The organism is Lactobacillus sp. S2-2 (assembly GCF_021698855.1).
In the GTDB taxonomy this organism is placed as follows: domain Bacteria; phylum Bacillota; class Bacilli; order Lactobacillales; family Lactobacillaceae; genus Fructilactobacillus.
Genome location: NZ_WWFA01000001.1, coordinates 107,865 through 133,862 on the forward strand (window position 1 = coordinate 107,865; position 25,998 = coordinate 133,862).

General features: G+C 28.8%; 28 protein-coding genes and 1 riboswitch. Of the genes, 13 read left to right on the forward strand and 15 right to left on the reverse strand.

All coding sequences use genetic code 11. The annotated features are described in order from the left end of the window. The first annotated feature begins 11 nt into the window (after positions 1-11). Positions 12-170 carry a hypothetical protein gene (locus GSH19_RS00585; RefSeq protein ID WP_237025972.1) on the forward strand — a complete coding sequence of 53 codons (159 nt, stop codon included), beginning with the start codon at positions 12-14 and terminating at the stop codon, positions 168-170. A gap of 28 nt (positions 171-198) precedes the next feature. Here the strand turns inward: GSH19_RS00585 and GSH19_RS00590 are convergent, their stop codons facing one another. Next, the gene (locus tag GSH19_RS00590) at positions 199-645 is read right to left on the reverse strand and encodes a hypothetical protein (RefSeq protein ID WP_237025973.1); all 447 of its coding nucleotides are present in this window, start codon (positions 643-645) and stop codon (positions 199-201) included. 96 nt (positions 646-741) lie between these two features. Between GSH19_RS00590 and GSH19_RS00595 the strand changes: the two genes are divergently transcribed. From GSH19_RS00595 to GSH19_RS00610, 4 genes are all read left to right on the forward strand, one after another. Further along, on the forward strand, positions 742-1,434 hold the full coding sequence (locus GSH19_RS00595; protein ID WP_237025974.1) for a ribonuclease H family protein: 693 nt from the start codon (positions 742-744) through the stop codon (positions 1,432-1,434). 92 nt (positions 1,435-1,526) lie between these two features. Further along, positions 1,527-2,075, forward strand: a complete 549-nt coding sequence (locus GSH19_RS00600) for a sugar O-acetyltransferase (protein ID WP_237025975.1) — start codon at positions 1,527-1,529, stop codon at positions 2,073-2,075. 161 nt (positions 2,076-2,236) lie between these two features. Further along, positions 2,237-3,781 (forward strand): BCCT family transporter, encoded by a 1,545-nt coding sequence (locus tag GSH19_RS00605; protein ID WP_237026127.1) that lies wholly within the window; start codon positions 2,237-2,239, stop codon positions 3,779-3,781. A 61-nt stretch (positions 3,782-3,842) separates the two neighbouring features. Beyond that, positions 3,843-4,292 (forward strand): universal stress protein, encoded by a 450-nt coding sequence (locus GSH19_RS00610; RefSeq protein ID WP_237025976.1) that lies wholly within the window; start codon positions 3,843-3,845, stop codon positions 4,290-4,292. Between the two features lie 41 nt (positions 4,293-4,333). On the opposite strand, the gene map is transcribed toward GSH19_RS00610, so the two are convergent. Continuing rightward, a complete protein-coding gene (map, locus tag GSH19_RS00615; protein WP_237025977.1) occupies positions 4,334-5,128 on the reverse strand; it encodes a type I methionyl aminopeptidase in 795 nt (264 codons plus the stop codon). 148 nt (positions 5,129-5,276) lie between these two features. Between map and GSH19_RS00620 the strand changes: the two genes are divergently transcribed. The 5 genes from GSH19_RS00620 to thiM all read left to right on the forward strand — a co-directional run bounded on the left by GSH19_RS00620 (position 5,277) and on the right by thiM (position 9,135). Further along, complete coding sequence (locus tag GSH19_RS00620) at positions 5,277-6,023, forward strand: alpha/beta hydrolase (protein ID WP_237025978.1); 747 nt, start codon at positions 5,277-5,279, stop codon at positions 6,021-6,023. 53 nt (positions 6,024-6,076) lie between these two features. Then, positions 6,077-6,166, forward strand: a riboswitch (TPP riboswitch). An 80-nt stretch (positions 6,167-6,246) separates the two neighbouring features. Further along, complete coding sequence (locus GSH19_RS00625) at positions 6,247-6,903, forward strand: hypothetical protein (RefSeq protein WP_237025979.1); 657 nt, start codon at positions 6,247-6,249, stop codon at positions 6,901-6,903. Position 6,904: 1 nt separating this feature from the next. Then, positions 6,905-7,714 (forward strand): bifunctional hydroxymethylpyrimidine kinase/phosphomethylpyrimidine kinase, encoded by an 810-nt coding sequence (gene thiD, locus GSH19_RS00630; protein WP_237025980.1) that lies wholly within the window; start codon positions 6,905-6,907, stop codon positions 7,712-7,714. Position 7,715: 1 nt separating this feature from the next. Then, positions 7,716-8,363, forward strand: coding sequence for a thiamine phosphate synthase (gene thiE, locus GSH19_RS00635; RefSeq protein ID WP_237025981.1), 648 nt, complete (start codon positions 7,716-7,718; stop codon positions 8,361-8,363). Beyond that, positions 8,356-9,135 (forward strand): hydroxyethylthiazole kinase, encoded by a 780-nt coding sequence (thiM, locus tag GSH19_RS00640; protein WP_237025983.1) that lies wholly within the window; start codon positions 8,356-8,358, stop codon positions 9,133-9,135. Before thiE ends, thiM begins: the two co-directional genes overlap by 8 nt. Positions 9,136-9,152: 17 nt before the next feature. Here thiM and GSH19_RS00645 read toward each other — a convergent pair whose 3' ends face one another. The 13 genes from GSH19_RS00645 to GSH19_RS00700 all read right to left on the reverse strand — a co-directional run bounded on the left by GSH19_RS00645 (position 9,153) and on the right by GSH19_RS00700 (position 23,354). Next, positions 9,153-11,069, reverse strand: coding sequence for a M13 family metallopeptidase (locus GSH19_RS00645; RefSeq protein ID WP_237025985.1), 1,917 nt, complete (start codon positions 11,067-11,069; stop codon positions 9,153-9,155). 85 nt (positions 11,070-11,154) lie between these two features. Continuing rightward, positions 11,155-12,066: a glycine betaine ABC transporter substrate-binding protein gene (locus GSH19_RS00650; RefSeq protein WP_255700211.1), complete on the reverse strand. Its 912-nt coding sequence runs from the start codon at positions 12,064-12,066 to the stop codon at positions 11,155-11,157. Between the two features lie 16 nt (positions 12,067-12,082). Then, a complete protein-coding gene (locus GSH19_RS07185; protein WP_255700212.1) occupies positions 12,083-12,994 on the reverse strand; it encodes a glycine betaine ABC transporter substrate-binding protein in 912 nt (303 codons plus the stop codon). Between the two features lie 16 nt (positions 12,995-13,010). Then, positions 13,011-13,922, reverse strand: a complete 912-nt coding sequence (locus GSH19_RS07190; protein WP_255700214.1) for a glycine betaine ABC transporter substrate-binding protein — start codon at positions 13,920-13,922, stop codon at positions 13,011-13,013. A gap of 75 nt (positions 13,923-13,997) precedes the next feature. Further along, positions 13,998-14,909 carry a glycine betaine ABC transporter substrate-binding protein gene (locus GSH19_RS00660; RefSeq protein WP_237025986.1) on the reverse strand — a complete coding sequence of 304 codons (912 nt, stop codon included), beginning with the start codon at positions 14,907-14,909 and terminating at the stop codon, positions 13,998-14,000. A 20-nt stretch (positions 14,910-14,929) separates the two neighbouring features. After that, the gene (locus GSH19_RS00665; RefSeq protein WP_237025988.1) at positions 14,930-15,793 is read right to left on the reverse strand and encodes a proline/glycine betaine ABC transporter permease; all 864 of its coding nucleotides are present in this window, start codon (positions 15,791-15,793) and stop codon (positions 14,930-14,932) included. Next, positions 15,786-16,994, reverse strand: a complete 1,209-nt coding sequence (locus tag GSH19_RS00670; RefSeq protein WP_237025989.1) for a glycine betaine/L-proline ABC transporter ATP-binding protein — start codon at positions 16,992-16,994, stop codon at positions 15,786-15,788. Before GSH19_RS00670 ends, GSH19_RS00665 begins: the two co-directional genes overlap by 8 nt. A 202-nt stretch (positions 16,995-17,196) precedes the next feature. Then, positions 17,197-17,901, reverse strand: a complete 705-nt coding sequence (locus GSH19_RS00675; RefSeq protein ID WP_237025990.1) for a VIT family protein — start codon at positions 17,899-17,901, stop codon at positions 17,197-17,199. Between the two features lie 11 nt (positions 17,902-17,912). Next, positions 17,913-18,593: a VIT family protein gene (locus tag GSH19_RS00680; RefSeq protein WP_237025991.1), complete on the reverse strand. Its 681-nt coding sequence runs from the start codon at positions 18,591-18,593 to the stop codon at positions 17,913-17,915. A gap of 96 nt (positions 18,594-18,689) precedes the next feature. Beyond that, a complete protein-coding gene (locus GSH19_RS00685) occupies positions 18,690-19,937 on the reverse strand; it encodes an N-acetylmuramoyl-L-alanine amidase family protein (protein ID WP_237025992.1) in 1,248 nt (415 codons plus the stop codon). A gap of 179 nt (positions 19,938-20,116) precedes the next feature. Beyond that, positions 20,117-20,563, reverse strand: a complete 447-nt coding sequence (locus GSH19_RS00690) for a Fur family transcriptional regulator (protein WP_237025993.1) — start codon at positions 20,561-20,563, stop codon at positions 20,117-20,119. Positions 20,564-20,612: 49 nt separating this feature from the next. Beyond that, positions 20,613-22,952 (reverse strand): helicase C-terminal domain-containing protein, encoded by a 2,340-nt coding sequence (locus tag GSH19_RS00695; protein WP_237025994.1) that lies wholly within the window; start codon positions 22,950-22,952, stop codon positions 20,613-20,615. A gap of 57 nt (positions 22,953-23,009) precedes the next feature. Then, complete coding sequence (locus tag GSH19_RS00700) at positions 23,010-23,354, reverse strand: hypothetical protein (RefSeq protein ID WP_237025995.1); 345 nt, start codon at positions 23,352-23,354, stop codon at positions 23,010-23,012. A gap of 160 nt (positions 23,355-23,514) precedes the next feature. Here GSH19_RS00700 and GSH19_RS00705 point away from each other — a divergent pair, with 160 nt between their 5' ends. The 3 genes from GSH19_RS00705 to GSH19_RS00715 are packed head-to-tail and all read left to right on the forward strand — an operon-like array spanning position 23,515 to position 25,991. Beyond that, positions 23,515-24,492 carry an asparaginase gene (locus tag GSH19_RS00705; protein ID WP_237025996.1) on the forward strand — a complete coding sequence of 326 codons (978 nt, stop codon included), beginning with the start codon at positions 23,515-23,517 and terminating at the stop codon, positions 24,490-24,492. A 16-nt stretch (positions 24,493-24,508) separates the two neighbouring features. After that, positions 24,509-25,666 (forward strand): hypothetical protein, encoded by a 1,158-nt coding sequence (locus GSH19_RS00710; RefSeq protein WP_237025997.1) that lies wholly within the window; start codon positions 24,509-24,511, stop codon positions 25,664-25,666. Positions 25,667-25,676: 10 nt separating this feature from the next. Next, entirely contained in the window at positions 25,677-25,991 is a 315-nt protein-coding gene (locus tag GSH19_RS00715) for a hypothetical protein (protein WP_237025998.1), read from the forward strand. Positions 25,992-25,998 lie beyond the last annotated feature (7 nt).

A 25,998-nucleotide genomic window follows, 5' to 3' on the forward strand; every position in this document is an offset into this window, starting at 1 on the left:
AAATAAAGCTAATGTTTAATAAAGTAAATTATAAAGGAGTTTTAGAAATGAGAGCTTGTCATCCAAATGGTGTTCAAGGACGTCGTCCTATCAACCCAACTAAAGTTAAATCAAGACAAAAAGAAACTGCAGATTTACAAAAGTTTTTAAAACAAAAACCTGCTAAATAAAAAAATCGCAATTATAATTGCGATTTTTTTATTTGGTTTTTGATTGATTTTTGACAGCTTTATTTACGGCAGCTTTTTTTGGTTTAGGAAGTGCTCTTAACTGATCTTTAATTGCAGTTATATCTTCACTGTGACTTTCAGTCCACTGTTTATAAGATGAACCAGAATCAGTATCGGCAGGTTTTAAACCAGTATCAAGCCAAAACAATGCTTCTGATAAACTTGGAAAATTATGCAACCAAAGTGTTTGACCATTTGATGAATCAAAAGCTACATATGATCTTGGACGTTTTTTTAAGAAAGTATGACGTCTAATTTTAAATGCTTCCCTTTTACGTGTTAATTGATAATCTGGTAATATGTATCTACCAGGAGTCATTAATCTAGGAAAACGTTCGTTTCTTTGGGCATGTCTATCTTTAAGCATTGCCAATGCTTGATCTGCTGTAATTAACTTAGCAGGTAGTTCGGACATAATATAAATCCCCTCCTGTGTACTATTTTCGCACAAAAAAATATAAATTAAAAGTAGAATTACTTTTGATATTTTTTATTTTAAAAGGAGCTTATTTTGACAGAACAAAAATTTTACGCAGTAAAAAAAGGACGAAAAATTGGAGTTTTTAGAACCTGGGCTGAATGCCAAAAACAAGTGCAAGGATTTTCAGGAGCAAAATTTAAAAGCTTTACTAGTGAAACAGAAGCAAAGACGTATATAAACGAAAAAGCAATAAGCCAAAGTGAATCTAAAGTTAATGGTGAAATAAATAGTAAAAATTCATCTAAACCTAATATAATTGTATTTACAGATGGTGGTTCCAGAAATCATGGAAATACTGCTGGAAATCATGTTAAAGAAAATGATAAAGCAGCTTGGGCCTATTTAATTAATGGTCAGACAGGTCAACACTCAGATTCCGGTGGAGAGTATGGAGCTACCAATAATCGAATGGAAATTATGGCATTTATAGAATCGTTGCAATGGTTGTCAGAGAAACACTTGGAAAATGAATCGATTGGATTTATTTCTGATTCTAAATATGTTTTAAATGCAATTCAAAAGGGTTGGATAAAAGGTTGGAAAAAAAGAGGTTGGAAGAGAAGTGCTGGTGAATTAAAAAATGCAGAACTTTGGAAACAATTAGATCAATTATTACAATTATTTACTAACTTACAATTTGCATGGACAAAAGGTCATGCAAATAATAAAGGGAATATTTTCGTTGACGAATTGTTGAATAAAACGATGGATGAAATGAATTGATTTTAAGTATTTAATTTTTTGATTAGATTTTAAGTGTATAATGAATTCGGATAAATAATAAAAATTATTTATTTAGAAGGAGATATTACATAATGAAAACTGAAAGACAAAAAATGACAGATGGAGAAAATTATAATCAATTTGATAAAGAACTAATTAACCGAAGAATTCTTTGTCGTGAAAAGTTACAGAAAATCAATAATACTCCAGATAATGAATCAAGAAATCAACAAATTAAGGATTTATTAGCTTCTTCTACTGATAAATTCTTTGTAGAAACAGGGATTCAATTTGATTATGGATTTAACGTAAAAATTGGCGACAATTTTTATGCTAATTATGGTTTAACATTATTAGATACTTGTCCAATTACAATTGGAAATAATTGCTATTTTGGCCCAGATGCAGGACTTTATACACCAATTCATCCTCTAAATGCTGAAGAAAGAATTAATGATGTTGAATATGGTGCACCAATTACAATTGGCGATAATGCATGGTTTGGTGGACATGTTACAATTGTACCTGGAGTTACTTTAGGTAAAAATGTAGTTGTTGGTGCAGGATCTGTAGTAACAAAATCTTTTGGTGATAATATTGTTTTGGCGGGAAATCCTGCAAAAATCATAAAAGAGCTTTAAAATAAAAAGTAAAAGTGTATAATAAAATCGAAGTGTGATTTTGTTAGCATTTTGAAAAAACGCTATGTATTTTTTAGAGAATACATGGCTTTTTTTGTAAAAAAAAATAAGGGAGTTCTTTTTTCATTTTAAAAAATAGTAATATCAACAAATACGTGTTTATTCCGACGATTTCAATTTTTACAATCGTTTCTGCGATTTTAATTTTTGGAGGGCATCATTTGCAGACGTTTTTGTCTACGATGTTATCTAAAATTACAACGCAAATGGGTTGGGCTTATATGATTGTTTATATCGCCAACTTTTTGTTTTTTATGTTTTTGATTTTTAGTAAGTATGGAAATATTAAATTGGGTGATAAAGATGATAAACCCAGATATAGTAACATTCAATGGGGTAGTATGGTTTTTGCTACTGCGATTGATGCAAGTATCTTGATGTTGAGTATGGTAGATCCACTGCGTTATTTACAAAATCCACCATTTTCAATTAAACCATTTTCAGAGAATGCTTATGGTTATGCACATATGTTTGGACAATTTAATTGGGGACCAATGGCTTGGATGATGTTTGCACCTGCAGCAATTGCTATTGGATATATCCTATATGTCAAAAAGGGACATGTTCAACGTTTAAGTTCTGCAATCACTTTTTTACAAGGTGATGATAAATGGAAGTACATAGCAAGACAATTTGTAGATTTCTTAGTTGTCTTTGGAATTATGGGAGGAGTTGGTTCCTCTGTTGGAATGGAAATTCCAATTATTTCAAATGTTTTTAGTAAGTTAACTCATATTCCAGACAGTTTAGCTCTAAAAATGTTTTTATTCTTTATTTTGTTTATTATATTTGTTTGGACTGTTTATAAAGGTCTAAATGGTGGAATTGATAAACTAAGTAATGCTCATATTTGGACTGCAATTATTTTCTTATTATTTGTTTTAATTGTTGGTCCAACAGTTTATATCTTAAGTTCAGAAACAAATAGTTTAGGATTATTATTTCAAAAATTTGTTGCCATGAGTACTAATACATTACCTAATGGTGCTGTTGATACGGCAAAAGAAGAAACTATCTTTTACTGGGGATGGTGGTTATCATATATGCCAGTAATGGGGTTGTTCATTGCTCGAATTTCAAAAGGTCGAACAATTAAGCAAGTGTTAATTGGTATGATGACTTATGGAGCAATTGGATGTATGAGTTTTTATGCAATTTTAGGTGGTTATTCACTATGGTTACAAAAAACTGGTGCAGTTGATTTAGTTCATATTTTAAATACTCAAGGACAGGCGGCTACAATTACTGCTATTTTATCGACGCTTCCGTATAAAACGATTGTATTTGTGGTTTATTGTGTATCTTGCTTTATATTCTTGGCTACAACAATTTCATCTTCAGCATTCATTATTTCGTCATTTACTAGTTTAGAATTACGAGATGATCAAGAACCTAGTCAATTAAATCGAATGACTTGGGTTGTTGTATTTATGTTATTCTCAATTGGATTAGTAATTGTTGGAGGATTCTCGACAATTCAAACGTTTAGTGCAATTGCCGGATTTCCATTGATGTTTGTTTGCATTATGGTTTTAATATCAATTTATCGAATGTTGAAAAATGATCCAAGTATTGCATATAATCAAACAATGTTAGAAAAAATTAAATTTAATAATAAAAATAAAATAGAAGAGGCTGAAAAATAATATTTTCATCCTTTTTTTATATAAACATGATAATATAGTTGCATAGATGAGGTGATTTATTATGGACAAAAATACTGAGTTTGATTTAGATAAAATATTATTAACAGTTGATGTTGATGATCGTGATTCAACAGCAAAAGCATTCTCTTATGCAATAAAAATGGCCAAAATTTTTAATGCAGAGCTTGGAATTTGTTCGGTGTTAGAAAATAATGATATAAATATTTATGATTCTTTAACACCGGATAAAATCGAAGAAAAAAGAAACACGTTAAGAGATATTGTGGGTCAATATGCTGATAAAGCAGAACAAGCTGGAGTTAAAAATGTTACTCCGATTGTTGCTGAAGGTGGAGATATTGAGGACATTATTTTAGATCAAATAATTCCTGATTATAAGCCAGAATTATTAGTTTGTGGTTTTGATTCAATTAAGGACTTTCCAAGAGATGGTAAGATTAGTGCAAAATTATCTAATCGAGCTGATATATCAGTTAGTGTAATTAAATAAAAAAATAACCTTAAGGAAGCAATGTTCCTTAAGGTTATTTTTTATAGTAAGAATTCTTTGTCTAATTCAGGATCTTGGGATGTTAAAATTTTTGGACCATCATTGGTTATTACGATAGTATGTTCATACTGAGCAGATAAAGAATCATCAGCTGTATTGTAATATGTCCAATCATCTTTTTCATCATAAACTGGTTTAATTTCCCATCCACCAGTAGTAATCATTGGTTCAATTGTGATTGTCATTCCTGCCTTTAATCTCATACCTTTTCCTGCTTTTCCATAGGCAGGAACTGCAGGTTCTTCATGGATTGTTGGTTGAATACCGTGACCGATTAATTCTCTTACATCACCAAATCCGTTGTCATCTTCTACATATTTTTGAATAGCAGCACCAATGTCACCAATTCGATTACCAACTTGAGCTTCTTTAATACCGAGGTAAAGAGATTTTTTGGTAACATCCATTAATCTTTGTGCTTCATCATCAACTTTACCAACAGCGTATGTCCAGCAAGAGTCACTTTCAAATCCATCTTTATTTACACACATATCAACTTTTACTAAATCTCCCTCTTTTAATAAAAGTCCTTTTCGTGGAATACCATGAGCCACTTCATTATTAATTGAAATACACGTGGCAAATTTATAACCATCAAAGCCTTTTTCTGATGCAACTGCGTTATGTTCAGTGATATATTTATCAGCGAATTCTTCGATTTCCCAAGTATCTAAACCTGGTTTAATTATTTTTTTTAGTTCTTTGTGAACATTAGCTAAAATAGCTCCTGATTCAGCCATTTTTTGAATTTCTCGATCAGATTTTAAAGTAATCAATATAAATTTACTCCTTTAATTCATTGTATGAATATAATTTACTACTTTTTGACAATTAATGCGAATTTTATAAGTCTAGTAATTATAGTTAAAACCTAGTATGCTATTAAATGATAACATAAATTTTTCTTAAGAAAGAGTGAAAGTATTGGCAAAAAGAATCACTAAAAATATGTTTTTATTTTCATTATGTATTGTATCTTTAATAATGATTATTTTAGCGATTAATTATTGGAATCAAGGTAGTGCAGCAAAACCTAGTAACAGAACTCCAATTATGATTGTTAATAGTAAAGATAACAACCATAAACCGATGAAAACTGTTTTAAATCGTGACGGAGCACCAGAAGCAATTAAAGTAACCATTAAAAAGAATAATAATTTTTCAATTGATCATAATCATCGAATTAATGGATCTCATCCAGTTATATTATTAGATTTTCAAAAAAATTATTCCGGAAATAAATCAGAAATGATTGTAAATATTATTAATTATTTACATAATAAATATCATTATCAAAAATTTGATTCAATTGGATTTGATGATAACAGTATTAATTTATTTACAGCTTTTACGAGTCATCAAATTGATTCAAAAGTTAAATTAAATCGATTTATTAGTATTGCATCAGATTTTAAGCAAATTAATTTTAATGAATCTAAAAATAAGTTCAATAAAAATGTGAAAGTGCTTAACGTGTATGGAAAAATTAATAAAAAAGTTAATTCAGATGGAGTGGTTTTTAATAAGAACTCGCAAAGATTGAAGTATGCAGTTAATAATCATGATAATTATCAAGAAGCTAAATTAAAAGGTAAAAGTGCAAGTCATCAATCGATTGTAAAAAATCCTGTGTTATTTAGAATTGTTTCAAGATTTATTTTTGATGATTAATAATTGATTTGCAAAATTGTTATAAATTATTTATGATAATGATAATTAAATATTTATTAACTTTGGGGTGCCAATTGGCTGAGATTATACCCGTCGAACTTGATCTAGTTGATACTAGCGAAAGGAAAGTTATTACTAATTATTATTTTTAATATTAGTGAATAATGAGGCGTACCCAAAGTTGGTACGTCTTTTTTTATTATATTAAGTTAGGAGCATTTAAATGCCAGAAAAATTTACTGATAAATTAATTAATGATAAAGGGGCTTCTTTAGCGGATGAAGTTTATCAAAACCAGTTTATTCAAAATATAAAAAAAGGAATTATTGAACCACAATATTTGATTGATTATGTTAATCAAGATAATAAGTATCTTGATTTATTTGTTGAAATTCATGCTAAGTTACTTAATGAAGTTGAAAATGAAGGCCTAAAAAATCTATTTCAAAATATTATTGATAGTAAAGAAAGAATACAGCATGAAAGATTATGTGAATTAGCAGAAGTAAAATTAGATAATATTCTTAATGATGAAATGTTATCTGGGACTAAAAAATATATGAATAATATGCAACAAGCTCTTGAAACAAATAATCAATTAATGATTATTTCGGCTATTTTACCTTGTCATTGGATTTATTATCAATTTGCAACTCGATTGATGAATGAAGGGATGAAAAAGGATAACCCATACTATGATTGGGTTGTATTTTATGCTGATAGTGAGGAAAGCATTGATTTGATTTTTAACTATCTTAACCAAATTGCTGATAGTTATTCAAAAGAAGATCAGATAAAAGCACAAAACTATTTTAATGAGAATTGTGCTTATGAAAATCAATTTTTCCAACAAGTTCTTGATAAGAAAGAAGATAAATAAAATGAATGAAATAAATCAATATCCAGAAGTATTGACAATTGCTGGAACAGATTCTGGTGGTGGGGCAGGAATCCAAGCTGATACTAAAACAATGCAAGCATATGAGGTTTTTTCAACACAAGTTATTGTTGGAGTTACTGCTCAAAATACAATTGGAGTCCAAGAATTATTCCCACTACCTGCTTCAATTATTGCATCTCAGTTTAAATCAGTTTTTGGTGATTTTGATATTAAAGCTTTAAAAACAGGGGCATTATTTGATAAAGAACATGTTCAAATAGTTGTCGATAATTTAAAACAATATTCATTTAATAATTTGGTTATTGATCCAGTAATGGTTGCAAAAGGTGGAGCTAAATTATTGAGTGATGACGCGATTGCTACTTTAAAACAAAATTTATTGCCTTTAGGAACTTTAGTAACACCCAATTTATTAGAAGCAGAAATTTTATGTGATCAAGAAATTAAAACATATGATGATATGAAAATGGCTGCAAAAAAAATTAGAGATTTAGGAGTTGAAAATGTCATGATTAAAGGTGGTCATACCGATAATCAAACTGAAATTTATGACTACGTTCTTTTTTCTGATGATACTGACTTATGGTTAAATGCACCTAGAATAGATACCAAAAGAACTCATGGTACGGGTGATACCTTATCTTCAGCAATTATTTCTAATTTAGCTAAAGGTTTTTCTTTAAAAGAAGCAATCAAGAATGCACATGAATATTTAAAAAAGATTATAAAAAATCCATTATTAATCGGGCATGGACATGGTCCATTAAATCATGGGAATTGGGAGAATTAAGATGCAATTTAAAGAGGATTTTTTGAGATATTATTTAATCGGTGGGACACAAAATATTAATTTTAATGAACAAAATTTTTTAACTAAATTAGAATTAGCTTTGAAAAATGGAATTACTGCATTTCAGTTTAGAGAAAAAGAAGATAGTCAATTATCATATCAACAAAAAGTAGAATTAGGATTAAAAATTAAAAACTTAACCAATGAATATAATGTTCCTTTATTTGTTGATGATGATGTTGATTTAGCGATAAATATTAATGCTGATGGAGTTCATTTTGGTCAATCTGATGATAGTCTAAGTAAAAGGAATTTAGCACATAAACATCAATTAATGATTGGATTATCAATTAATAATCTAGACGAATTAGCTAATAGTGATTTAACTGGCATTGATTATTTAGGTTGTGGACCAATTTATAATACGCAATCTAAAAAAGATCCCAAAAAATCAATTGGAATTAATGGATTAAACGAAATTATTGATAATACTAATTTACCAATTGTTTCAATTGGTGGAATCAATTTAGATTCTATTAGTGATTTACATCAAGCTGGAATTAATAATTATTCATTCATTTCATTAATTTTTTCAAGTTCTAATATTCAACAAACAATGGAAAATCTTAGGAGAATAACTAATGCTTAATTTTTTTAAAGAAAAATCACCAATTATCCTCAATCTGGCAAATACAGTTACACAGCAACGTGTTGCAGATAGTGTAAGTTATATCGGAGCTTCACCAATTATGTTATCAAGTGATGATGAAGCAGAAAATTTAATGAATATTTCTGATGCTGTTGTTTTTAATTTAGGGACTTTGAATTCTATGACTACTGATATTTGTTTAATTAGTGGAAAAGTTGCTAATCAACAAAATAAACCTGTAGTAATTGATCCGGTAGCTGTTTCAGCATCTAAATTACGTCAAGATTCATTTCATAAATTAAGTGAACAAGTTAGCTTTGATGTTATTCGAGGGAATATTGCTGAAATTGCATTTATTTCTAATCAAGAATGGGATGCTAAAGGAATCGATGCAGGTCAAGGAACAGGTAATCGTCAACAAATTGTTGAACTAGCTGCTAAAAAATTCAATGCAATTGTTGTTGCTAGTGGAGAAAAAGATATTATTTCTGATGGGATTTCAACATATGAAGCAGCTAATGGGAGTTCAATGATGGCAACTAATGTTGGAATGGGTGATGCTTTAGATGCTGTTATTGGATCATTTATTGCAATTAATTATTCAATTGAATCAGTTTTACAAGCAATAACTTATTTTAATGTTTCAGGTGAATTAGCAGCAGAAAAATATCCAAATCAACCACAAAGTTTTTCAGTTGGAATGTTTGATAATGTATTTAATTTAGAAGAAAATAAAATGAAAAGTATGCAAAAAATAAAAAGACTTCTTTAAAAGAAGTCTTTTTATTTTTACCAGATAGCGATTCTTTTTTCTGGAGCTAAATACATTTTATCTGATTCAGTAACGTCAAATGTTTGATAGAAAGAATCTAGATTTTTAACTTGAACTTGTGCTCTTAAATAAGAAGGAGCATGAACATCAATATTTAAAAGTAAATTTTTATATTCATCAGTTGACTTCATTCTCCAAATACGAGCCCAATTTGTAAAGAAATCATATAAATTATCATCATCTTTTTGAGCTGCTTCTTGAGCACAACTTAATCCACCAGCATCAGCGATATTTTCTGAAACAGTTAATTTACCATTAACAGTTCCATTAGCAAATTTGATGCCATTAAATTGTTCAATCATTTGGTCAGCTAATTGTTTAAACTGTTCATGGTCAGAATCTGTCCACCAATTATTTAAGCTACCAGTTTCATCAAATAGTGAACCATTATTATCAAATGCATGAGAAATTTCGTGTGCAATAACTGCACCAATTCCACCAAAGTTTGCTCCAGCAGATTGCTTAATATCATAGAATGGTTTTTGTAAGATAGCAGCTGGAAAAACAATTATATTTTTGAATGGGTGATAATAAGCATTTACCGTATTAGCACTCATTTCCCAATCATCTTTTTCAACTGTTTTATCCCATTTATCAAAATTATTTTGAATTTCTAATTGATTAAATTTGATAATATTACTTAATAATGATCCATTTTCTTCATAAGTATCAACTTTATATTTAAGTTGCATTGGACTAATTTCATCGGGATAACCAACTTGAATTCCTAAAGAATTTAATTTTTTTACAGCCATTATTTTAGTGTCATCACTTAACCAAGTATTATTTGTAAGACGATGCTCATAAACTTGAATCATTTTTTCAACCATTTGTTTAACGTCAGCTTTAGCTTTCTCACCAAAGTACTTATGACCATAATAATCACCAATTACGTGATCAAATGTTCCAGATGCAAGATAATAAGCAGCCTTTTCTTTACTAATTGCATCTTTTGTACCTGATAATGCACGACTATATTGACCACTAATAACTCTCATTTCATCAGTTAAAGTTGAACTAAATCCTTTAACAACTTTAATTAGCATCCAATCACGCATTAACTCAAAATTATCATCACTAAGAATTTGATCTAAATTATCAAAATAAATTGGTTCTGGTAATATTAATTGTTTTGGAGTACCTTTAACTAAATTTTTAATTAATTTAGAAAAATCAAATCGTTTATTTTTATTTACAAAATCGTCAAATGAGATAGGGTTATACATTTTACTATAATCAGCACCTTCTTCAGCTGATTTTACAAAAGGTGCAATTTTAGCATCAAATTTTTTTGCATTTTCAACGGCTTTTGAAGCATCATCCTTTGAAAAACCAACTTTTTGAAGAAGTGTATTCATCATTTCGGTAAAAATTGGCATTAATGCTTTAGCAGCTTCATTATCTTTAGCATAATAAGTTTTATCTGGTAAGAATAGTGATGGACCAGATGCAAATAGAGCATATTTTTGAGCGTTTTTCATGTCTGGATCAACATCAATTGAAAATGGAGTAGGGAGTCCACTTAAAATCCATTCTGATAGTTGATTATTTAAATCATCATAATTTTTTAAATTTGTAACTTTATTGATAATTGGTTGAATTGGTTTACTTGATAATTCATTTCTCTTATCAAAATTCATTGCCATATCATAAAACTTTTCATATTGTTTTAAAGGTTCTGATAAGGATTGTTTTTCATTTTTGAAACTATTTGAGTCTTTGATTAAAGTTTCTTCAATTCCATCGACTAAATCCATAAAACCACCAGTAGATGAATGATCATCTGGAATCACAGCATTTTTTTGCCATTCTCCGTTAACTGCTTCATATAAGTCATCTTTAATTAAATTATCATTTACTTTGTCGTTATTCATATAATTTACTCCTTAAATTAATATTGATACCAGTGTATATAAAAGAAATATTAAAGTAAATAAAAAAACCTAAATTAATAGGTTTTTATTTGTTTAAATCTTCAATTGAATTAATATTTTTCATATATTTAGGAACTATTAAGCCTGCTTTTGCACCATGTAAACTCTCGCCAGCAATATCAATTTTATTTTTATATTGATCATAGAGTGGCTTAGAAGTTTGTGGAAGCCAAGCGGAAAGTGATGCATCAATTGAACCAGTTGCAACTGAAATCCACATTGGTTGAATTTCCATTGGATAAATAGAAGCATTGTAACCTTTATATTTAAGTAATTCCATAACTAAATTAGTTGAAGCAATTTCAGAATCCCAAGCCACATAACTTAGTTTAACTGATTGACCATGACCATTTGGGACGTTTTTTAACCATTTTTTGACTAAATCAGGATGTTTTTTTATAAATTTTTGAGCTGCAACATTAGGCTTCATACCATTAGTTACATCCATCATAACAGTTGACATATCAGAAGGGGTCCACTTAAATTGCTGTAGTAATTTAAATGCACCTGGTTTTTCACTTCTCATTTTTTTATTGGTAATGGTAGTTATAGTTTCACCTTTGCTGTACACATGTTTTGGATCTTTTAGAAATTTAAGTTTATATTTTTTAAAAATCCAATGAGGTTGCCAACATAGAACTACAATTGGTTGTTTATACTTAATTGATTTATCTAGTGAACTAATCATAGAAGCAGTTGAAGATGGCATAAGTTGCCAATGATTTTTTTGAAGATTAGGATACCTTGTTAATGCTTCTTGAGTTTTACTCATTAACCCAGCTCCAGCTTCAATTCCAACTATAGTATAGTTTAATTGTTCACCGATTGGTTTTTGAGCATTATATTTTGGAGGGGTAGTATTTATTTTAGATAATCCAAATAAGATTAAAACTAAAATTATAAATATTGAAATTAAAACAATAAATTTTTTACGCATTAATAGCTCCTTGATCTTATTTGTTTAAATCTTCAATTGAATTAATATTTTTCATGTATTTAGGTACTACTAATCCTACTTTTGCGCCATTTAAACTTTCGCCAGCAATTGTAATTTTATTTTTATATTGATTGAATAAAGTCCTTGATGTATTCGGTAACCATGCTGCAAGTGAAGCATCAGCAGAGCCAGTTGCTACTGAAATCCACATCGGTTGAACTTCCATTGCATAAATAGAAGCATCATACCCTTTAGATTTAAGAAGTTCCATAACTACATTAGTTGAAGCAATTTCAGAATCCCAAGCTACATAGGTTAGTTTAACCGATTGACCATGTCCATTAGGAATATTTTTTAGCCATTTCTTAACTAGATTAGGATTCTTTTTAATAAATCTTTTAGCTGCTATATTAGGCTTAATACCATTGTTAACATCCATCATTACATCAGACATATTACTTGGAGACCATTTAAATTGTTGTAATAATTTAAATGCACCAGGCTTTTCATTTTTCATTTTTTTATTGGTAATTGTTGTTATATTTTCACTTTTTCCATATACTTTTTTAGGATCTTTTAGAAATTTAAGTTTATACTTTTTAAAAATCCAATGAGGTTGCCAACCTAAAACTACAATTGGTTGTTTATATTTGATTGATTTATCTAATGTACTAATCATAGAAGCAGTTGAAGACGGCATGAGTTGCCAGTGATTTTTTTGGAGATTAGGGTACTCTTTTAATGCTTGTTGAGTGGTATTCATTAATCCTGCACCTGCTTCAATTCCAATTAAAGTATAGTTTAATTGTTCACCAATTGGCTTATTTGGATTGTATTTTGCAGGCTTAGTATTTAATTTGGAACAACCAAATAGTATTAGGCCAAGAATAAAAATAATTGAAACTGAAGTAATAAATTTTTTGCGCATTAATAGCTCCTTAATGTTATTTGTTTAAATCTTCAATTGAATTAATATTTTTCATGTATTTAGGTACTGCTAGACCAATTTTTGCACCTTCAAGATTATAACCAACTAAATCTACTTTGTTTTTGTATTGATTATAGTAAATGCCGGCAGTATGTGGTAACCATGCTGATACAGTAGCATCTGATGATCCAGTTGCTACTGAAATCCACATTGGTTGCATATCCATAGCTTGAATGGTGACGTCATATCCTTTATTTCTAAGTAATTGAGCAATTACATTAGTTGAAGCAATTTCAGAGTCCCATGCCATGTAAGTCATTTTGAATTTCTTTCCATGACCATTCGGAACATCCTTTAACCATTTTTTTACTTCATTTGGATGACTTTTAATAAATTCTTTGGCGGCTTTTTGTGGATCAATTCCAGCATTAGTTTTTAACATAACATCAGACATCATTGAGGCATTCCAATGAAATTGTTTTAAAAGTCTATAAGCACCAGGATTATCTTTTTTAAGTCCTTTTCTGGCAACTGTAGAGATTTTTTCACTAGTACCATAAATTCCTTTTGGATCTTTTAAGAACTTAAGCGGAAATTTTTTAAACATCCAATGGGGTTGCCATCCAGTTATGACAATCGGTTGTTTATATTTAATAGCTTTATCTAATGTACTGGTCATTGCTGCTGTTGATGATGATTGAAGTTGCCAATTATTATTAGCAAGATTAGGATAATCTTTTAAAGCTTTTTGAGTTGTTGCCATTTCACCAGCACCAGCTTCAATACCATTAATTGTATAATTTATCTGTGGACCTAAGTCTTTTTTTGAGTCATATTTAGCAGGAGTAGATTCACACTTAGACATTGAAAATACAATTAAAACTAATAAAGCGATACCGATTAAAAATTTGATTATTTTTCTAAACATAAATTCTCCTTGTAAACAGTCTTTGTTATATAAAAAGCCTAAAATCAACATATTGATTTTAGGCTTTTTATTAAATTATTTTTTCAAATCTTCAATAGAATTGATATTTTTCATATATTTAGGAACTGCAAGTCCTGTTCTAGCACCTTTTAAACTAGTTTGGACAATTTCAACTTTGTCTTTATATTGTTTGTAGTAAAGACCTGCAGTAGTAGGTAACCATGCAGCTGTTGAAGCATCTGCAGCACCAGTGGCAATTGATGCCCACATAGGTTGCATTTCTAAAGCTTGAATAGTTGGCTTGTAACCTTTCATCTTAAGAAGTTCAGAAACAACATTTGTTGATGCAATTTCTGAATCCCAAGCTACATAAGTAAGCTTAATCGCTTTACCATTACCATTTGGAACTCCATCAAGCCATTTTTTAGTTTGATCAGGATTTTTCTTAATGAAGTCTTTTGCTGCTTTTTCAGGTTTTTCACCATTATTAACAGCAAGCATAACGTCAGACATCATTGAAGCATTCCATTTAAAGTTTTTAAGTAACTTGTAAGCACCAGGATTATCTTTATTTAAACCTTTTCTAGCGATTGTATCAAGTTCTTCACTTTTACCGTAAGCATTTTTAGGATCTTTTAAAAATTTAATTGGGAATTTTTTAAACATCCAGTGAGGTTGCCAACCAGTAACAACGATAGGTTGTTTATACTTAATTGCTTTATCTAAAGTACTGGTCATAGCAGCTGATGAACTGGTTTGAAGTTGCCAATTATTATTAGCAAGATTAGGATATTCCTTTAATGCTTTTTGAGTGGATGCCATAATACCAGCACCAGCATCAATACCTGTAATTGTATAATTAACTTGTGATCCTAAATCTGATTTAGAATCGTATTGAGCAGGTTTGCTACCACATGCAGATAAAGTAAGAGTTAACAGAAACATCGCTATTGAGCCAGTTATTAACTTAATAGTTTTACGAGACATATCTATTCTCCTTATCTATCTTATTTTTCTTTTTCACCCATGAATCCTTGAGTAACTTTATCCATGATGATTGCTAGGATTACGATTGCAATACCTGCAGCAAATCCAGCACCGGCATCATTTCTACCAACGGCAAAGTATACTTGAGTACCAAGACCCATAGCACCAATCATAGATGCAATAACTACCATTGATAGGGCAAGCATCATACCTTGGTTAACACCAGACATTAAAGTTGGTTTAGCTAATGGTAATTGTAACTTGATAAGTTTTTGCCATGAAGTAGTACCAAATGCATCAGATGCTTCGGTTAAATCACTAGGAACTTGTCTAATACCTAAATTTGTCATTCTTACTACTGGAGGTAATGAGAAGATAACTGATGCAATAACACCAGGAACCATACCAATACCAAATAATGCAACAGCAGGAATCAAGTAAACAAAGGCAGGCATTGTTTGCATGAATGAAAGAATAGGTTGAACAATTGAGTCAACTGTATTACTTTTTGCCATCCAAATACCTAATGGAATACCAATAACAACAATAATAATTGATGTTGTTAATACAAGAGTAAGTGTTTGAGTCATATCTCTCCAGAAACCTTGATTATAAATATATAGTAAACCAAGAAGTTCAAAAAGTAATAATCCCCAAGAAATTGATTTACGGGTAATCCAAAATGTAATTGCTAAAATAATTGCAATAAATACAAATGGGTTTAAGAAATCAAAGACCCATTGAATTCCGTTGATAATACCACCAATGAAAGTAGTAATACTATTGAAGAATCCAGCAAAATTAGTTAGCCAATTAACAAAAGTGTTAATCCAGTCTGAAACTGGGATTGCTGGGATACTTAATAATGAGAATAAACTATTCATTATGATCTACCTCTCTTCCAGAAATTGCTTCAAGTACAGAACTACGGATAATAATACCTAATAATTTCTTATCATCATCTAAAACAACATATGGCATAGGTGATTTTGAAATACCTTCAATTAATTCATTAATAGGTGTATCAGCAGTTGTAGTTGGAACATTTGTCTTAAGAATTGATCTTAAATCATTTTTATCTTGTTTGATTAATTCGTTAACATCATCAGCATCTGCTAAACCAACAAAACGATCTTGTGAGTCAGTAACGAAGATACTTGAAATACCATCAGTTTTCATACGATGTAATGTAATTTTTGGACCATCTTTTTCAATGTTGACCGTTGTTGGTCTGAACATAACATGTGATGCATTAAGAATTTTAGTTCTATCAACATTTTCGATGAATTTTCTAACGTATTCGTTTTTAGGATGACGTAATAAATCTTCAGGTGTATCAATTTGAACAATATCACCATTTCTCATCATCATAATACGGTCACCAATTCTAAGTGCTTCGTTTAGATCATGAGAAATAAAGATGATTGTCTTATTAAGTTTTCTTTGAAGTTCAATTAATTCATTTTGCATTTCTCTTCTGTTTAAAGGATCAAGAGCAGAGAAAGCTTCATCCATAAGTAAGATTTCAGGGTCATTGGTAATAGCACGAGCTAATCCAACACGTTGTTGCATACCACCTGATAATTCTTTAGGATACATGTTGTCATTTCCTACAAGTCCAACCATTTCAAGAGAATCATGAGCTTTTTGTTCACGTTCTTCTTTATCAATACCTTGAACTTCTAGGCCATATGCAGCATTTTCTAAGATGGTACGATTAGGGAATAGAGCGAAGCCTTGGAAAACCATACTCATTTTCTTTCTACGCATTTCTCTTAGTCCATTTTTATCTAAATCCATAATGTTTTGACCATCAAGTTCAATTTGACCAGAAGTAGGTTCAATTAAACGGTTAAACATACGAATTAAAGTAGACTTTCCTGAACCGGATAGTCCCATAATGACAAAAATTTCATTATCATTGATTGAAAAATTAGCATTATTAACACCAATTGTGCTTCCAGTTTCAGCAAGAATTTCTTCTTTTGTTTTACCTTCAGCTAGTAGTTCTTGTGCTTTTTTGATGTGACGACCGAATATTTTATAAAGATTTTTAACTTCGATCTTTTTATTATTTTCAGACACAGAACTTCCTCCCTTCAAAATTTAACTTTTCTTTAATTACCACTAACTATTATTACAAGTACTTTAATTTAATGTCAAATTATAAGTATAAAAAAAAGCCTACCAGACAAGGTTTTTGTTTAAAAACCTATTCATTAGTAGACATGCAAACGCAAACATTAAAATGTTAAATTTTCCTTAAATTCTTAATATTTTTAGTAATTTAGAAAATTTTTCCAATTGAGTAATGAATTATCATAGTAATAATTCCGACAATTATGTTTCGATAAATAGCAATTTTAACTAATCCATCACCTAATTTTGCACTTAGAAATCCAGTTAATGCAACAGCAATAATAACAGCCAAAATGGTTCCAGGCCATTTTAATCCGATGGGGAGAAGAGTCATTGCTAGAAGAGGAAGAATGCCACCTAAACTAGCAGAAATTAAAGATGATAGTGCAGCTGACCATGGATTTAAGTATTTATTAATCTTTATATCATACTTTATATCAATTATGGTTTCTAAAGGCTTCTTATTTAATAAATCAACTGCAATTTCTCTTGCTGTTTCTTGATTAACCCCACGGTTTGTATAAAATTCCTGAGTAGTTTGTAATTCTTGATCAAAATCATTTTTTAAAATTTTCTTTTCGTTTTGTACTGCTGCTTTTTCAGTATCTCTTTGTGAACTGACTGAAGCATATTCTCCAGATGACATTGAAAATGCACATGCTAATAAATCAGATAATCCAGCGATAAAAATAGTGAACTGATTAGGTGTAGCTACTGCAACAGAAAATAAAACTCCGACTACAGTTAAAATGCCATCATTTGACCCAAGAACACCAGCTCTTAAGTTATTTAATTTATCATCAAGATTTCCTTCTTTTTTTGACGTTTTTTTATTTTTTTTAGTTAAATTCATTTTTTAAACTCCTAACTGATTATTGTTCCGATAAGATATGTAATAATCATTGTGATAATTCCAGCAACAACATTTCGAAATAGTGATTTTATCTTATTTGCATTTCCTAATTTTGCTGCAACATACCCGGTAATCGATAGTGCTATAACTACAGAAATAAATGTAGAAATAACTCGATATTGTTCAGGAAATAATAATATTGAAGCAAGTGGAAGTAGTGAACCAGTGGGAAATGAAATCATTGACGCAATTGCTGCAGCGTATGGACTCGTAATTTTATTAATATCAAAAGAAAAACGCTCTCTTACAGTAGTTGCTAAGGCATCTTTTCCCATCATCTCTGTGGTTGCTTTTTCTGCTAGTTCTTTTTTCATACCTGTTTTTAAATAATTTTGTTTAACAAAATCAAATTCTTGTTGATAATTATTTTTTAAAAGTTTCTTTTCTTTTTGAATTGCCATTCTTTGAGAATCTTTTTGGGTATTTACAGAAACATATTCTCCCATTGCCATTGAAACAGTACCTGCTAACATTCCTGCAAATCCGGAAATGAAAATAGCAAAGTTATCAGATGTTGCACCAGCAACACCTAGTACAATTCCAGCTACTGATAAAATTCCATCATTTGCTCCCATAACACTAGCACGAAGAACATTTATTTTTTGTGCTAAGCTTTTTTTCTTTTTGCTCATGAAAATCACTCCTATTTATAATGATTCTAATCTAGTAACTATTATAGCAAATTTGTTTTTTAAGTAAATAAAAAAGGAAACGAAATTCGTTTCCTTTTAGTATAATGCATTTGAATTAATCCAATAGTCGTAACCGTTGAAAGTTATTTTATTGTAAGAAATTTGTTTATTATTTGATGATGTAACAACTGCTTTTTGAGTTGTTGTTACTTTAGATCCATCAAACATATTAGATTTTCCAATTTGTTTTGAAAGAGTAGGGTTATTAAAAACTTTATTTTGTAAATTATAGTTTGACTTAACATTTAAATCAGAGCGATTATCATCGTAATAATCAATTTGATTAAATTTTAAAGCATTTTCACTGACCCAAAACTTTGAGCTATTTGTGTTTCTTTTGAGTCTTACTTGATACCAAATTGAATTACCGTTAACGGTTGCTCGATTAGAGATATATAATTTAGAAGATTTTTTAACTTTTTTAGAAAGCTTTTGAGTTGAATATTTTTCACCAGAAGCTTTTAAATGTGAATAAGCATTATATTTTTTGTAATTACTACTTAGTGAAGCACTATCATAACCATCACCAGTATCGTATACAATATCATCTTGTTTAATATCTTGTTGAGTTTCTATTTGTCCACCATTATTGTTAGTTTGAGATTTATTCATACCATTATAATATTTGACAACCATTTTATAAAAGTCACTCATTGTATATGCTTTATTAAAATATTTACGACCATTAGAAGCATAATAACTTACAGGATCAGTATGATCAGTTCCACCTAAATATTTTGAAACAGCTTTATGAGACCAAACGGTACCTTTTCCATCATAACTAGCATTATTAGGCTTCAATTTATATTTGTTTAAAATATAAGCAGTGTAGTATGAAGCATTTGCAATTTGTTTAGCAAATGCCTTTTTACTATGAACTCGAGGTTGTTCAAATTGAACAAATCTTTGGTTAGCTTGATATCCAGCTCCCCAAGATAAGTAATTGGTGTTAGAAATGTTAATTATTTTATTTCCATCAATAAATGAATGAACAAATGCATTACGGTAATTATTTTTCATATAAGCAATTTCATTGTAAATTGTTGAAGAATTATTAGCAGTTTCATGCACTACTACACCTTCAGGTTTGCCAGCACCATGACGATATTTATATTTTGGAAATTTGTTCCAAATGGCATTAGTAATTTTAACTGGTTTTATATTTTGAGAAGCAATGTAATTGTTTAGTGAACTGGCATTTTGAGTTTTAGTTCCAAGTAAAAGAAATGCACTTATTGTCATCAAAGAAATTAAAATACTTTTTTTCAAGTTTAATTTAATCATTGTGATTCCGCCTTTGTTTATTTTTTCATTAAACAAAATATATGATGTTTTCACTTGGTTTGCAAATAAAAGCATTAAATAAAAATCCTTGATTAAGCTGTTATATCAGTGTTTATTGTGATTAATGTCAAATAGATTAAATGTTTATAACATAAAGTCACAATTGTAAAAAAAGAGACCTATTGAGGTCTCTTTTTTTGACAATTTTCACAAATTCCATTGATTTCAATGTGCGATGTTTTAGGTGAAAAGTTATATTTTCTTACTGCATTTTTAATTTCTTCATCAAACTCTTGATACTGAGGAAAATCAACATCGATTATTTTGCCACAGTTATCACAAATGGCATGAATATGTGGAGTTTCAAAAAAATCATATCGATATCCACCCTCAGGATTGGGAATCTCGATAATGATATCTAAGTCTTTTAGAAGATTCAAATTATTATAAATTGTTGCCATACTTAGATTTGAAAATTTTTTATTTAGTGCATGATAAATATTTTCAACAGTTGGATGTTGATCACTGTTAATCATATAGTCTAAGATTATTTGTCTTTGTGGGGTAATTCTAATATTATTTTTTTTAAATTTTTTGATTGCTCTTTCATATTTTTCATTATTCATCATTAATTACTCCTTTACCAGATAAAATTATTAAGATTAATTATAACGATTAATTCCAGAATTTAGTAATTATTTTAGATAAATTATTTTTGTTTCTAGTAATTAAAATATTTTTCCAATGATAGGGGAATAATTGTTTGTATCTATTTTGGATGAAACGTTCATCCATTAATAGAATAATTCCTTTATCATCGTCTGTACGAATTAATCGTCCAGCAGCTTGAAATACATTATTAATACCTGGAAGTTGATAAGCGTATGAAAATCCAGGCTTTTTTTGTTGATCAAAATAATCTCTAATTAAATTATTTTCTGGGTTCATAGCTGGTAAACCAACTCCAACAATTCCCACACCAATTAATCTAGATTTTTGTAAGTCAATTCCTTCTGAAAAAATACCTCCTAGTAATGCAAAGCCTACTAATGATTCAGAAGGATATTCTTTAAAGTTATTTATAAAGTTACTTCTATCAATTTCATTCATTTCAGAAGTTTGTTTAATGATTCTAATGTTAGGATATTTTTTATTAAAAGCTTCATAAATTTTATTTAGATAATTAATTGAAGGAATGAAAATTAAATAATTTCCTTTTTTTTGAATCATGTATTTAATTGATAAAATTATATTATTAATACTTTGGTCTCTATTATTAAATTTTGTATTAATTGAAGAATCAATAATAATTTGATTATTATTTGGATTAAATGGAGAGTTGATTTGAAATTGTAGACTATCAGGATTATTACCTAACATTTCTTGGTAGTACTTAATAGGTGACAAAGTAGCTGAAAATAAAATACTACCTCTTCCCAATTCAAGCGTACCATTAATAAATGGGCTTGGATTGATACAAAATAAATTAATAATTAAATGATTATCTTTTTTGATAATTCTAGTTCGATAATTTTCTCCGTATAAATCATTTATTTTTTGGTAATGCAAGCAATTAAAGAAAAATTGTAAAATATCATCATCCAATTCTTCTTTTGACTTTGCTTTTTTTCGAATCAATTTTCGTATTAATGTAATTATTTTATTAATAGTTTTGGATAATTTAGAATTAGGTAATTCATAATTAATTTCAGAATTATCATCTAATTTATCATTATAATTTTCAAAAATAGCAAGTAAGTTATTTATTTCATTAATTAATTTTTTTTGATTTTTGATTTCATTTATTTTTTCTAATGCATTTTTTGTTTCTGAATCGTTAATTTCAGTTGAATACATATCTCTTGAACGATCAACTAAGTTATGAGCTTCATCAATTAAGAAAAAGTAATCATCATTTTCGACTTCAAAAAATCTTTGTAAATGAACAACTGGATCAAATAAATAATTATAATCACCAATAATAACGTCACAGAAAAGACTAATATCTAAAGAAAATTCAAAAGGGTCAATTTTGTGCTTTTTAGCATAAATTTCGATAACATTTTTAGTTATTTGATGATTATTTTCTAAAATATCTTTAAGAGCTGGCTTTAATCGATCGTAGTAACCAATCATATATGGATTTTGATCAGGTGTTAAATCTTTTTCTTCTGGAAAAGTTATTTTTTCTTTAGCAGTTAATGTAATACTTCTTAATTTTAATCCATTATTTTTTAAAAGATTAATAGCATTTTCTGCAACAATTCTAGTGCTTTGTTTTGCGGTTAGATAAAAAATCTTTTGAATATAATTGCTAGAAAAGGCTTTAATAGCAGGGAAAAGAGTAGAAATAGTTTTTCCAGTTCCCGTTGGAGCTTCAGCAAATAAATGTTTTTTTGAAATTACGGATTTATAAACCATTTTGGCAAATTCGTATTGACCAGGACGATAATCCTTAAATGGAAATTTTAGATTTTTAACTGAAGTATTTCTTTCAACTAACATTTTGTCTTTTAAAGCTAACCATTGAGAATATTCTTTAATCAATTGATCTAGAAAAGTTTGAGCTTCACTTTTTTTGTAAGATTTTATTTTTTCGGTAATTTCTTCCTCAGGAGTTCTGACATAAGTTAATTTTAAATCGATAGAATCAATATTATTATTTTCTGAAAAAATAATCGATGCATAAGCTTGTAATTGACCCCAATAAAGATTCATTTTATTTTCTGGAATTTCATTAAAATCTAAGTCTGATGTTTTAATTTCTTCAATTAGTACATGATTTTTTGTAAATAAAACTCCATCTGCTCGACCATTTAGAAGATATTTTTTATTATTTATTTTTATTTCATGTTCTAAAAAATATTCAGATTGATAACTCTGAGGATATTTTTTTTGGATTTTACGGTGAATTCTGCTTCCATTTTTTGCACTATTGTAACTAGGTAAAGAATTATTTAAATCACCACTTTGAAGAACAAATTCTACAATTTCTCTTACACCAATCTTTTGCACAATAGGTTCCTCCTTATGAAATGATTTAATAAAAAAAGAGTAACTAATCAGTTACTCCTATTCAGCACGCCATTGATCGAATGATTGGGCATTTTTACCTAGATATTCGATTGCTTCGTTAACTAATTTTTGAGCTTCTGTTTCAACTTCTTCAGGACCGACATGATTAGAGTTACATAAAAAGCCTTCAGCAATATCTGTATATTTGGTTGTTCTACCATAACCATTATCATTAAATAATTGGTCTAATCCTTTAACGTCGTCTTTTGCTGCTTCGTAAATTTGTTCAGCTAAATCATTTTTTGAAACGTCTAAAATGTTTTCAGCGTATTTAATAATAAAATCATTCATATCGATAATAATATTATTTCTTAGTTTACTTAATTCCTTTGCTTTTGACATTTTAATATCACCTCACAATTATTTTAAATCAAAAAATAGATAATTTAAATGAAGTTAATTCAATTTAGTGATATTTTTATGAAAATTTTATGTTGATTAGGGTTAAAAATAGTAATATGCTAAAATATTATCAGATTTAACGAATGTAAAGGGGATAACTATGAAAAAAATTTTAGCATTACATACAGGTGGTACAATTTCTATGTCACAAAGTAGTACAGGAGAAGTTGTAACTAATAAAACTAATCCAATTGCAAATCAACAAGTCATTCCATTGAATGAAATTGAATTAGTGAATGAGGAAGTTTTTAATTTACCATCACCACATATTACCCCAAAAGAAATGTTAAAAATAACTAATCGAATTAAGACTGCATTTATGGATGAAAATTATGATGGAGTAGTTGTAACACATGGTACAGATACCTTAGAAGAAACTGCATATTTTCTTGATTTAACCTTACCAAATAGTTATCCAGTCGTTGTAACTGGAGCAATGCGTTCATCAAATGAAATTGGTTCAGACGGATTATATAACTTTCAAGCAGCAATTGAAGTTGCAGCTTCAGATGATGCACAAAATAAAGGTGTTTTGGTAGCAATGAATGAAGAAATTCATTCAGCTCGTTTTGTTACTAAAACACATACTACAAATGTAGCTACCTTTAGAACTCCAACTTTAGGACCAATTGGAATGGTTAGTCATAACAAGGCTAAGTTCTTTACAACTTTAATCGGTAATGAATATTGTGATATTGAAACAGTTATTGATGGAGTGTACCTTATTAAGGCATATGCAGGGATGGATTCAACTATATTTGATATTTTAAATAATGATCAAACTAAAGGAATTGTAATAGAAGGTTTAGGTGCTGGAAATGTACCTCCAAAGTCTTTGCCAGGAATAAAAAAATTAATTGATAATGAAATTCCAGTTATCTTAGTATCTCGTTGTTATAACGGTACTGCCCAACCAATTTATGATTATGAGGGCGGTGGAATTGAGTTAGAAAAAATGGGATTAACAATTTGTCACGGCTTGAATGGACAAAAAGCGAGAATTAAATTAATTGTTGGATTAAGTGCTAATAAAAAAGATTACGATTTAGCGCAATTTATGATGAGTGCTACTTCATAAAAGAAAGGTGATTTGATTGGGTAATTTTAAAGAACTCATAAAAGATTTAAAGTATTCATTAGATAATGATTTATTAATTAACGTTTATCAAAATAATTCAACAATTTTTTATACAGGAATTGTTTCGGCAATTGATAATTTTGGAGCAATCATTGTTACTTTTAATGAATATGGTCTTTCAGATGGGCTTGTTTATTTAACATTTGGAGATATTGAAGAAGTAGACTTTTATAGTGAAGATTTGTCTAAAATGGAAGGAAGAATTCAATTAGCTAGAAAAATAAAGCTATATGGAGTTACTCCTGAAAATTTTAAGTTAAATCGAAAAACAGATCTTTTAACTCAAATACTGGGGTCTTCTTTTGTTGAACAACAACCAATTATGGTAGTTACAATATATGGAATTATGTATGAAGGATTTATTGTTTCATTAGGGGATCAAGTAGTTACAATTAGAACGATTGATAAATTTAATAATGAAAATTATCAAGAAATAGAATTAACCAAAAATGAAATTAGATTGGTTGAATTTTTAGGTCAAGAATTAAAATTGATATCTCAATCTAAAAAAGTACTTTATAGTAAGCATTTAGAAGTTAATGAGTATCGAAATTTAATTCAAATTTATGCTAATTTACATGTTGCAAAAGAAAGTGGAAAAAGGGTTATTATGGTACCAAAAAATAATCCTAGTTTATTTTTTATTGGTCAAGTAGTTTCAATTAATAATGAAAGTGTTATTTTTAAAACTGTTGATATGGCAGGTCAATTCGGTGGTTATGAGTTAATTAAATTAAAAGATATTCAAAGAGTAATATTAAAAAATGATTATTTAAGATTAGTTAATCATTTTGTGACCCTAAATTTAGCTAATGGAAATTATATTCAACCAGTATTAAATGATGATCGAATTTTTGATGAAACAATTGATCCATTTGAATTTATGATAAGACAGTCAATTAATTTTAAGCGAGTGATTAGAATTAAAAAAGGAAACTGTGATTCAGCAGTTGGATTTCCAATTAGTTTTGATGGAAATAAAGTCCAATTTGATGTGGTTGATGATGCTAAACTTTTTGTTAATAAAAGAATTAGTTTTGGCCTCGAAGAATTATCAGAAATTGCATTTGATTATTTGGATTGTTATTTAATTGAAAAACAAATACAACAATAGGAGATTTTTTATGCATAAATTTCCAAAATGGTTAATTGATACGTTTAAAATTTCAATTTTATTAGATATTTTATTGTTAATTTATAATTTGGCGATAACGCATGCACAATGGATTTTATTTATTCCACAATGCTTATTATCTTTTCTATTTTTATTAATTTATAATTATTTAAAAATGATAATTAATAGAAAAAAAGAAAATGATCAAAAATTAACAAAGAAAAAAGAAGATAAAAAAGTACAAGCAAATAAAGTAAATCAAGAGAATAAGTTGAGGCAACAAGAAAAAAGGAAAAATAATAATCAAAATAAACAAAAAAGATAATTATATT

What these genes read in the sequence shown, in the direction of transcription:
- GSH19_RS00645 (WP_237025985.1), bottom strand. Translation starts at nt 11,069, where the DNA reads ATGAATAACGACAAAGTAAATGATAATTTAATTAAAGATGACTTATAT.
- thiM (WP_237025983.1), top strand. Translation starts at nt 8,356, where the DNA reads ATGCTTAATTTTTTTAAAGAAAAATCACCAATTATCCTCAATCTGGCA.
- GSH19_RS00585 (WP_237025972.1), top strand. Translation starts at nt 12, where the DNA reads ATGTTTAATAAAGTAAATTATAAAGGAGTTTTAGAAATGAGAGCTTGT.
- GSH19_RS00705 (WP_237025996.1), top strand. Translation starts at nt 23,515, where the DNA reads ATGAAAAAAATTTTAGCATTACATACAGGTGGTACAATTTCTATGTCA.
- GSH19_RS00610 (WP_237025976.1), top strand. Translation starts at nt 3,843, where the DNA reads ATGGACAAAAATACTGAGTTTGATTTAGATAAAATATTATTAACAGTT.
- GSH19_RS07190 (WP_255700214.1), bottom strand. Translation starts at nt 13,922, where the DNA reads ATGTTTAGAAAAATAATCAAATTTTTAATCGGTATCGCTTTATTAGTT.
- GSH19_RS00665 (WP_237025988.1), bottom strand. Translation starts at nt 15,793, where the DNA reads ATGAATAGTTTATTCTCATTATTAAGTATCCCAGCAATCCCAGTTTCA.
- GSH19_RS00625 (WP_237025979.1), top strand. Translation starts at nt 6,247, where the DNA reads ATGCCAGAAAAATTTACTGATAAATTAATTAATGATAAAGGGGCTTCT.
- thiD (WP_237025980.1), top strand. Translation starts at nt 6,905, where the DNA reads ATGAATGAAATAAATCAATATCCAGAAGTATTGACAATTGCTGGAACA.
- GSH19_RS00600 (WP_237025975.1), top strand. Translation starts at nt 1,527, where the DNA reads ATGAAAACTGAAAGACAAAAAATGACAGATGGAGAAAATTATAATCAA.
- thiE (WP_237025981.1), top strand. Translation starts at nt 7,716, where the DNA reads ATGCAATTTAAAGAGGATTTTTTGAGATATTATTTAATCGGTGGGACA.
- GSH19_RS00690 (WP_237025993.1), bottom strand. Translation starts at nt 20,563, where the DNA reads ATGAATAATGAAAAATATGAAAGAGCAATCAAAAAATTTAAAAAAAAT.
- GSH19_RS00650 (WP_255700211.1), bottom strand. Translation starts at nt 12,066, where the DNA reads ATGCGTAAAAAATTTATTGTTTTAATTTCAATATTTATAATTTTAGTT.
- GSH19_RS00685 (WP_237025992.1), bottom strand. Translation starts at nt 19,937, where the DNA reads ATGATTAAATTAAACTTGAAAAAAAGTATTTTAATTTCTTTGATGACA.
- GSH19_RS00590 (WP_237025973.1), bottom strand. Translation starts at nt 645, where the DNA reads ATGTCCGAACTACCTGCTAAGTTAATTACAGCAGATCAAGCATTGGCA.
- GSH19_RS00675 (WP_237025990.1), bottom strand. Translation starts at nt 17,901, where the DNA reads ATGAATTTAACTAAAAAAAATAAAAAAACGTCAAAAAAAGAAGGAAAT.
- GSH19_RS00700 (WP_237025995.1), bottom strand. Translation starts at nt 23,354, where the DNA reads ATGTCAAAAGCAAAGGAATTAAGTAAACTAAGAAATAATATTATTATC.
- GSH19_RS00715 (WP_237025998.1), top strand. Translation starts at nt 25,677, where the DNA reads ATGCATAAATTTCCAAAATGGTTAATTGATACGTTTAAAATTTCAATT.
- GSH19_RS00680 (WP_237025991.1), bottom strand. Translation starts at nt 18,593, where the DNA reads ATGAGCAAAAAGAAAAAAAGCTTAGCACAAAAAATAAATGTTCTTCGT.
- GSH19_RS07185 (WP_255700212.1), bottom strand. Translation starts at nt 12,994, where the DNA reads ATGCGCAAAAAATTTATTACTTCAGTTTCAATTATTTTTATTCTTGGC.
- GSH19_RS00660 (WP_237025986.1), bottom strand. Translation starts at nt 14,909, where the DNA reads ATGTCTCGTAAAACTATTAAGTTAATAACTGGCTCAATAGCGATGTTT.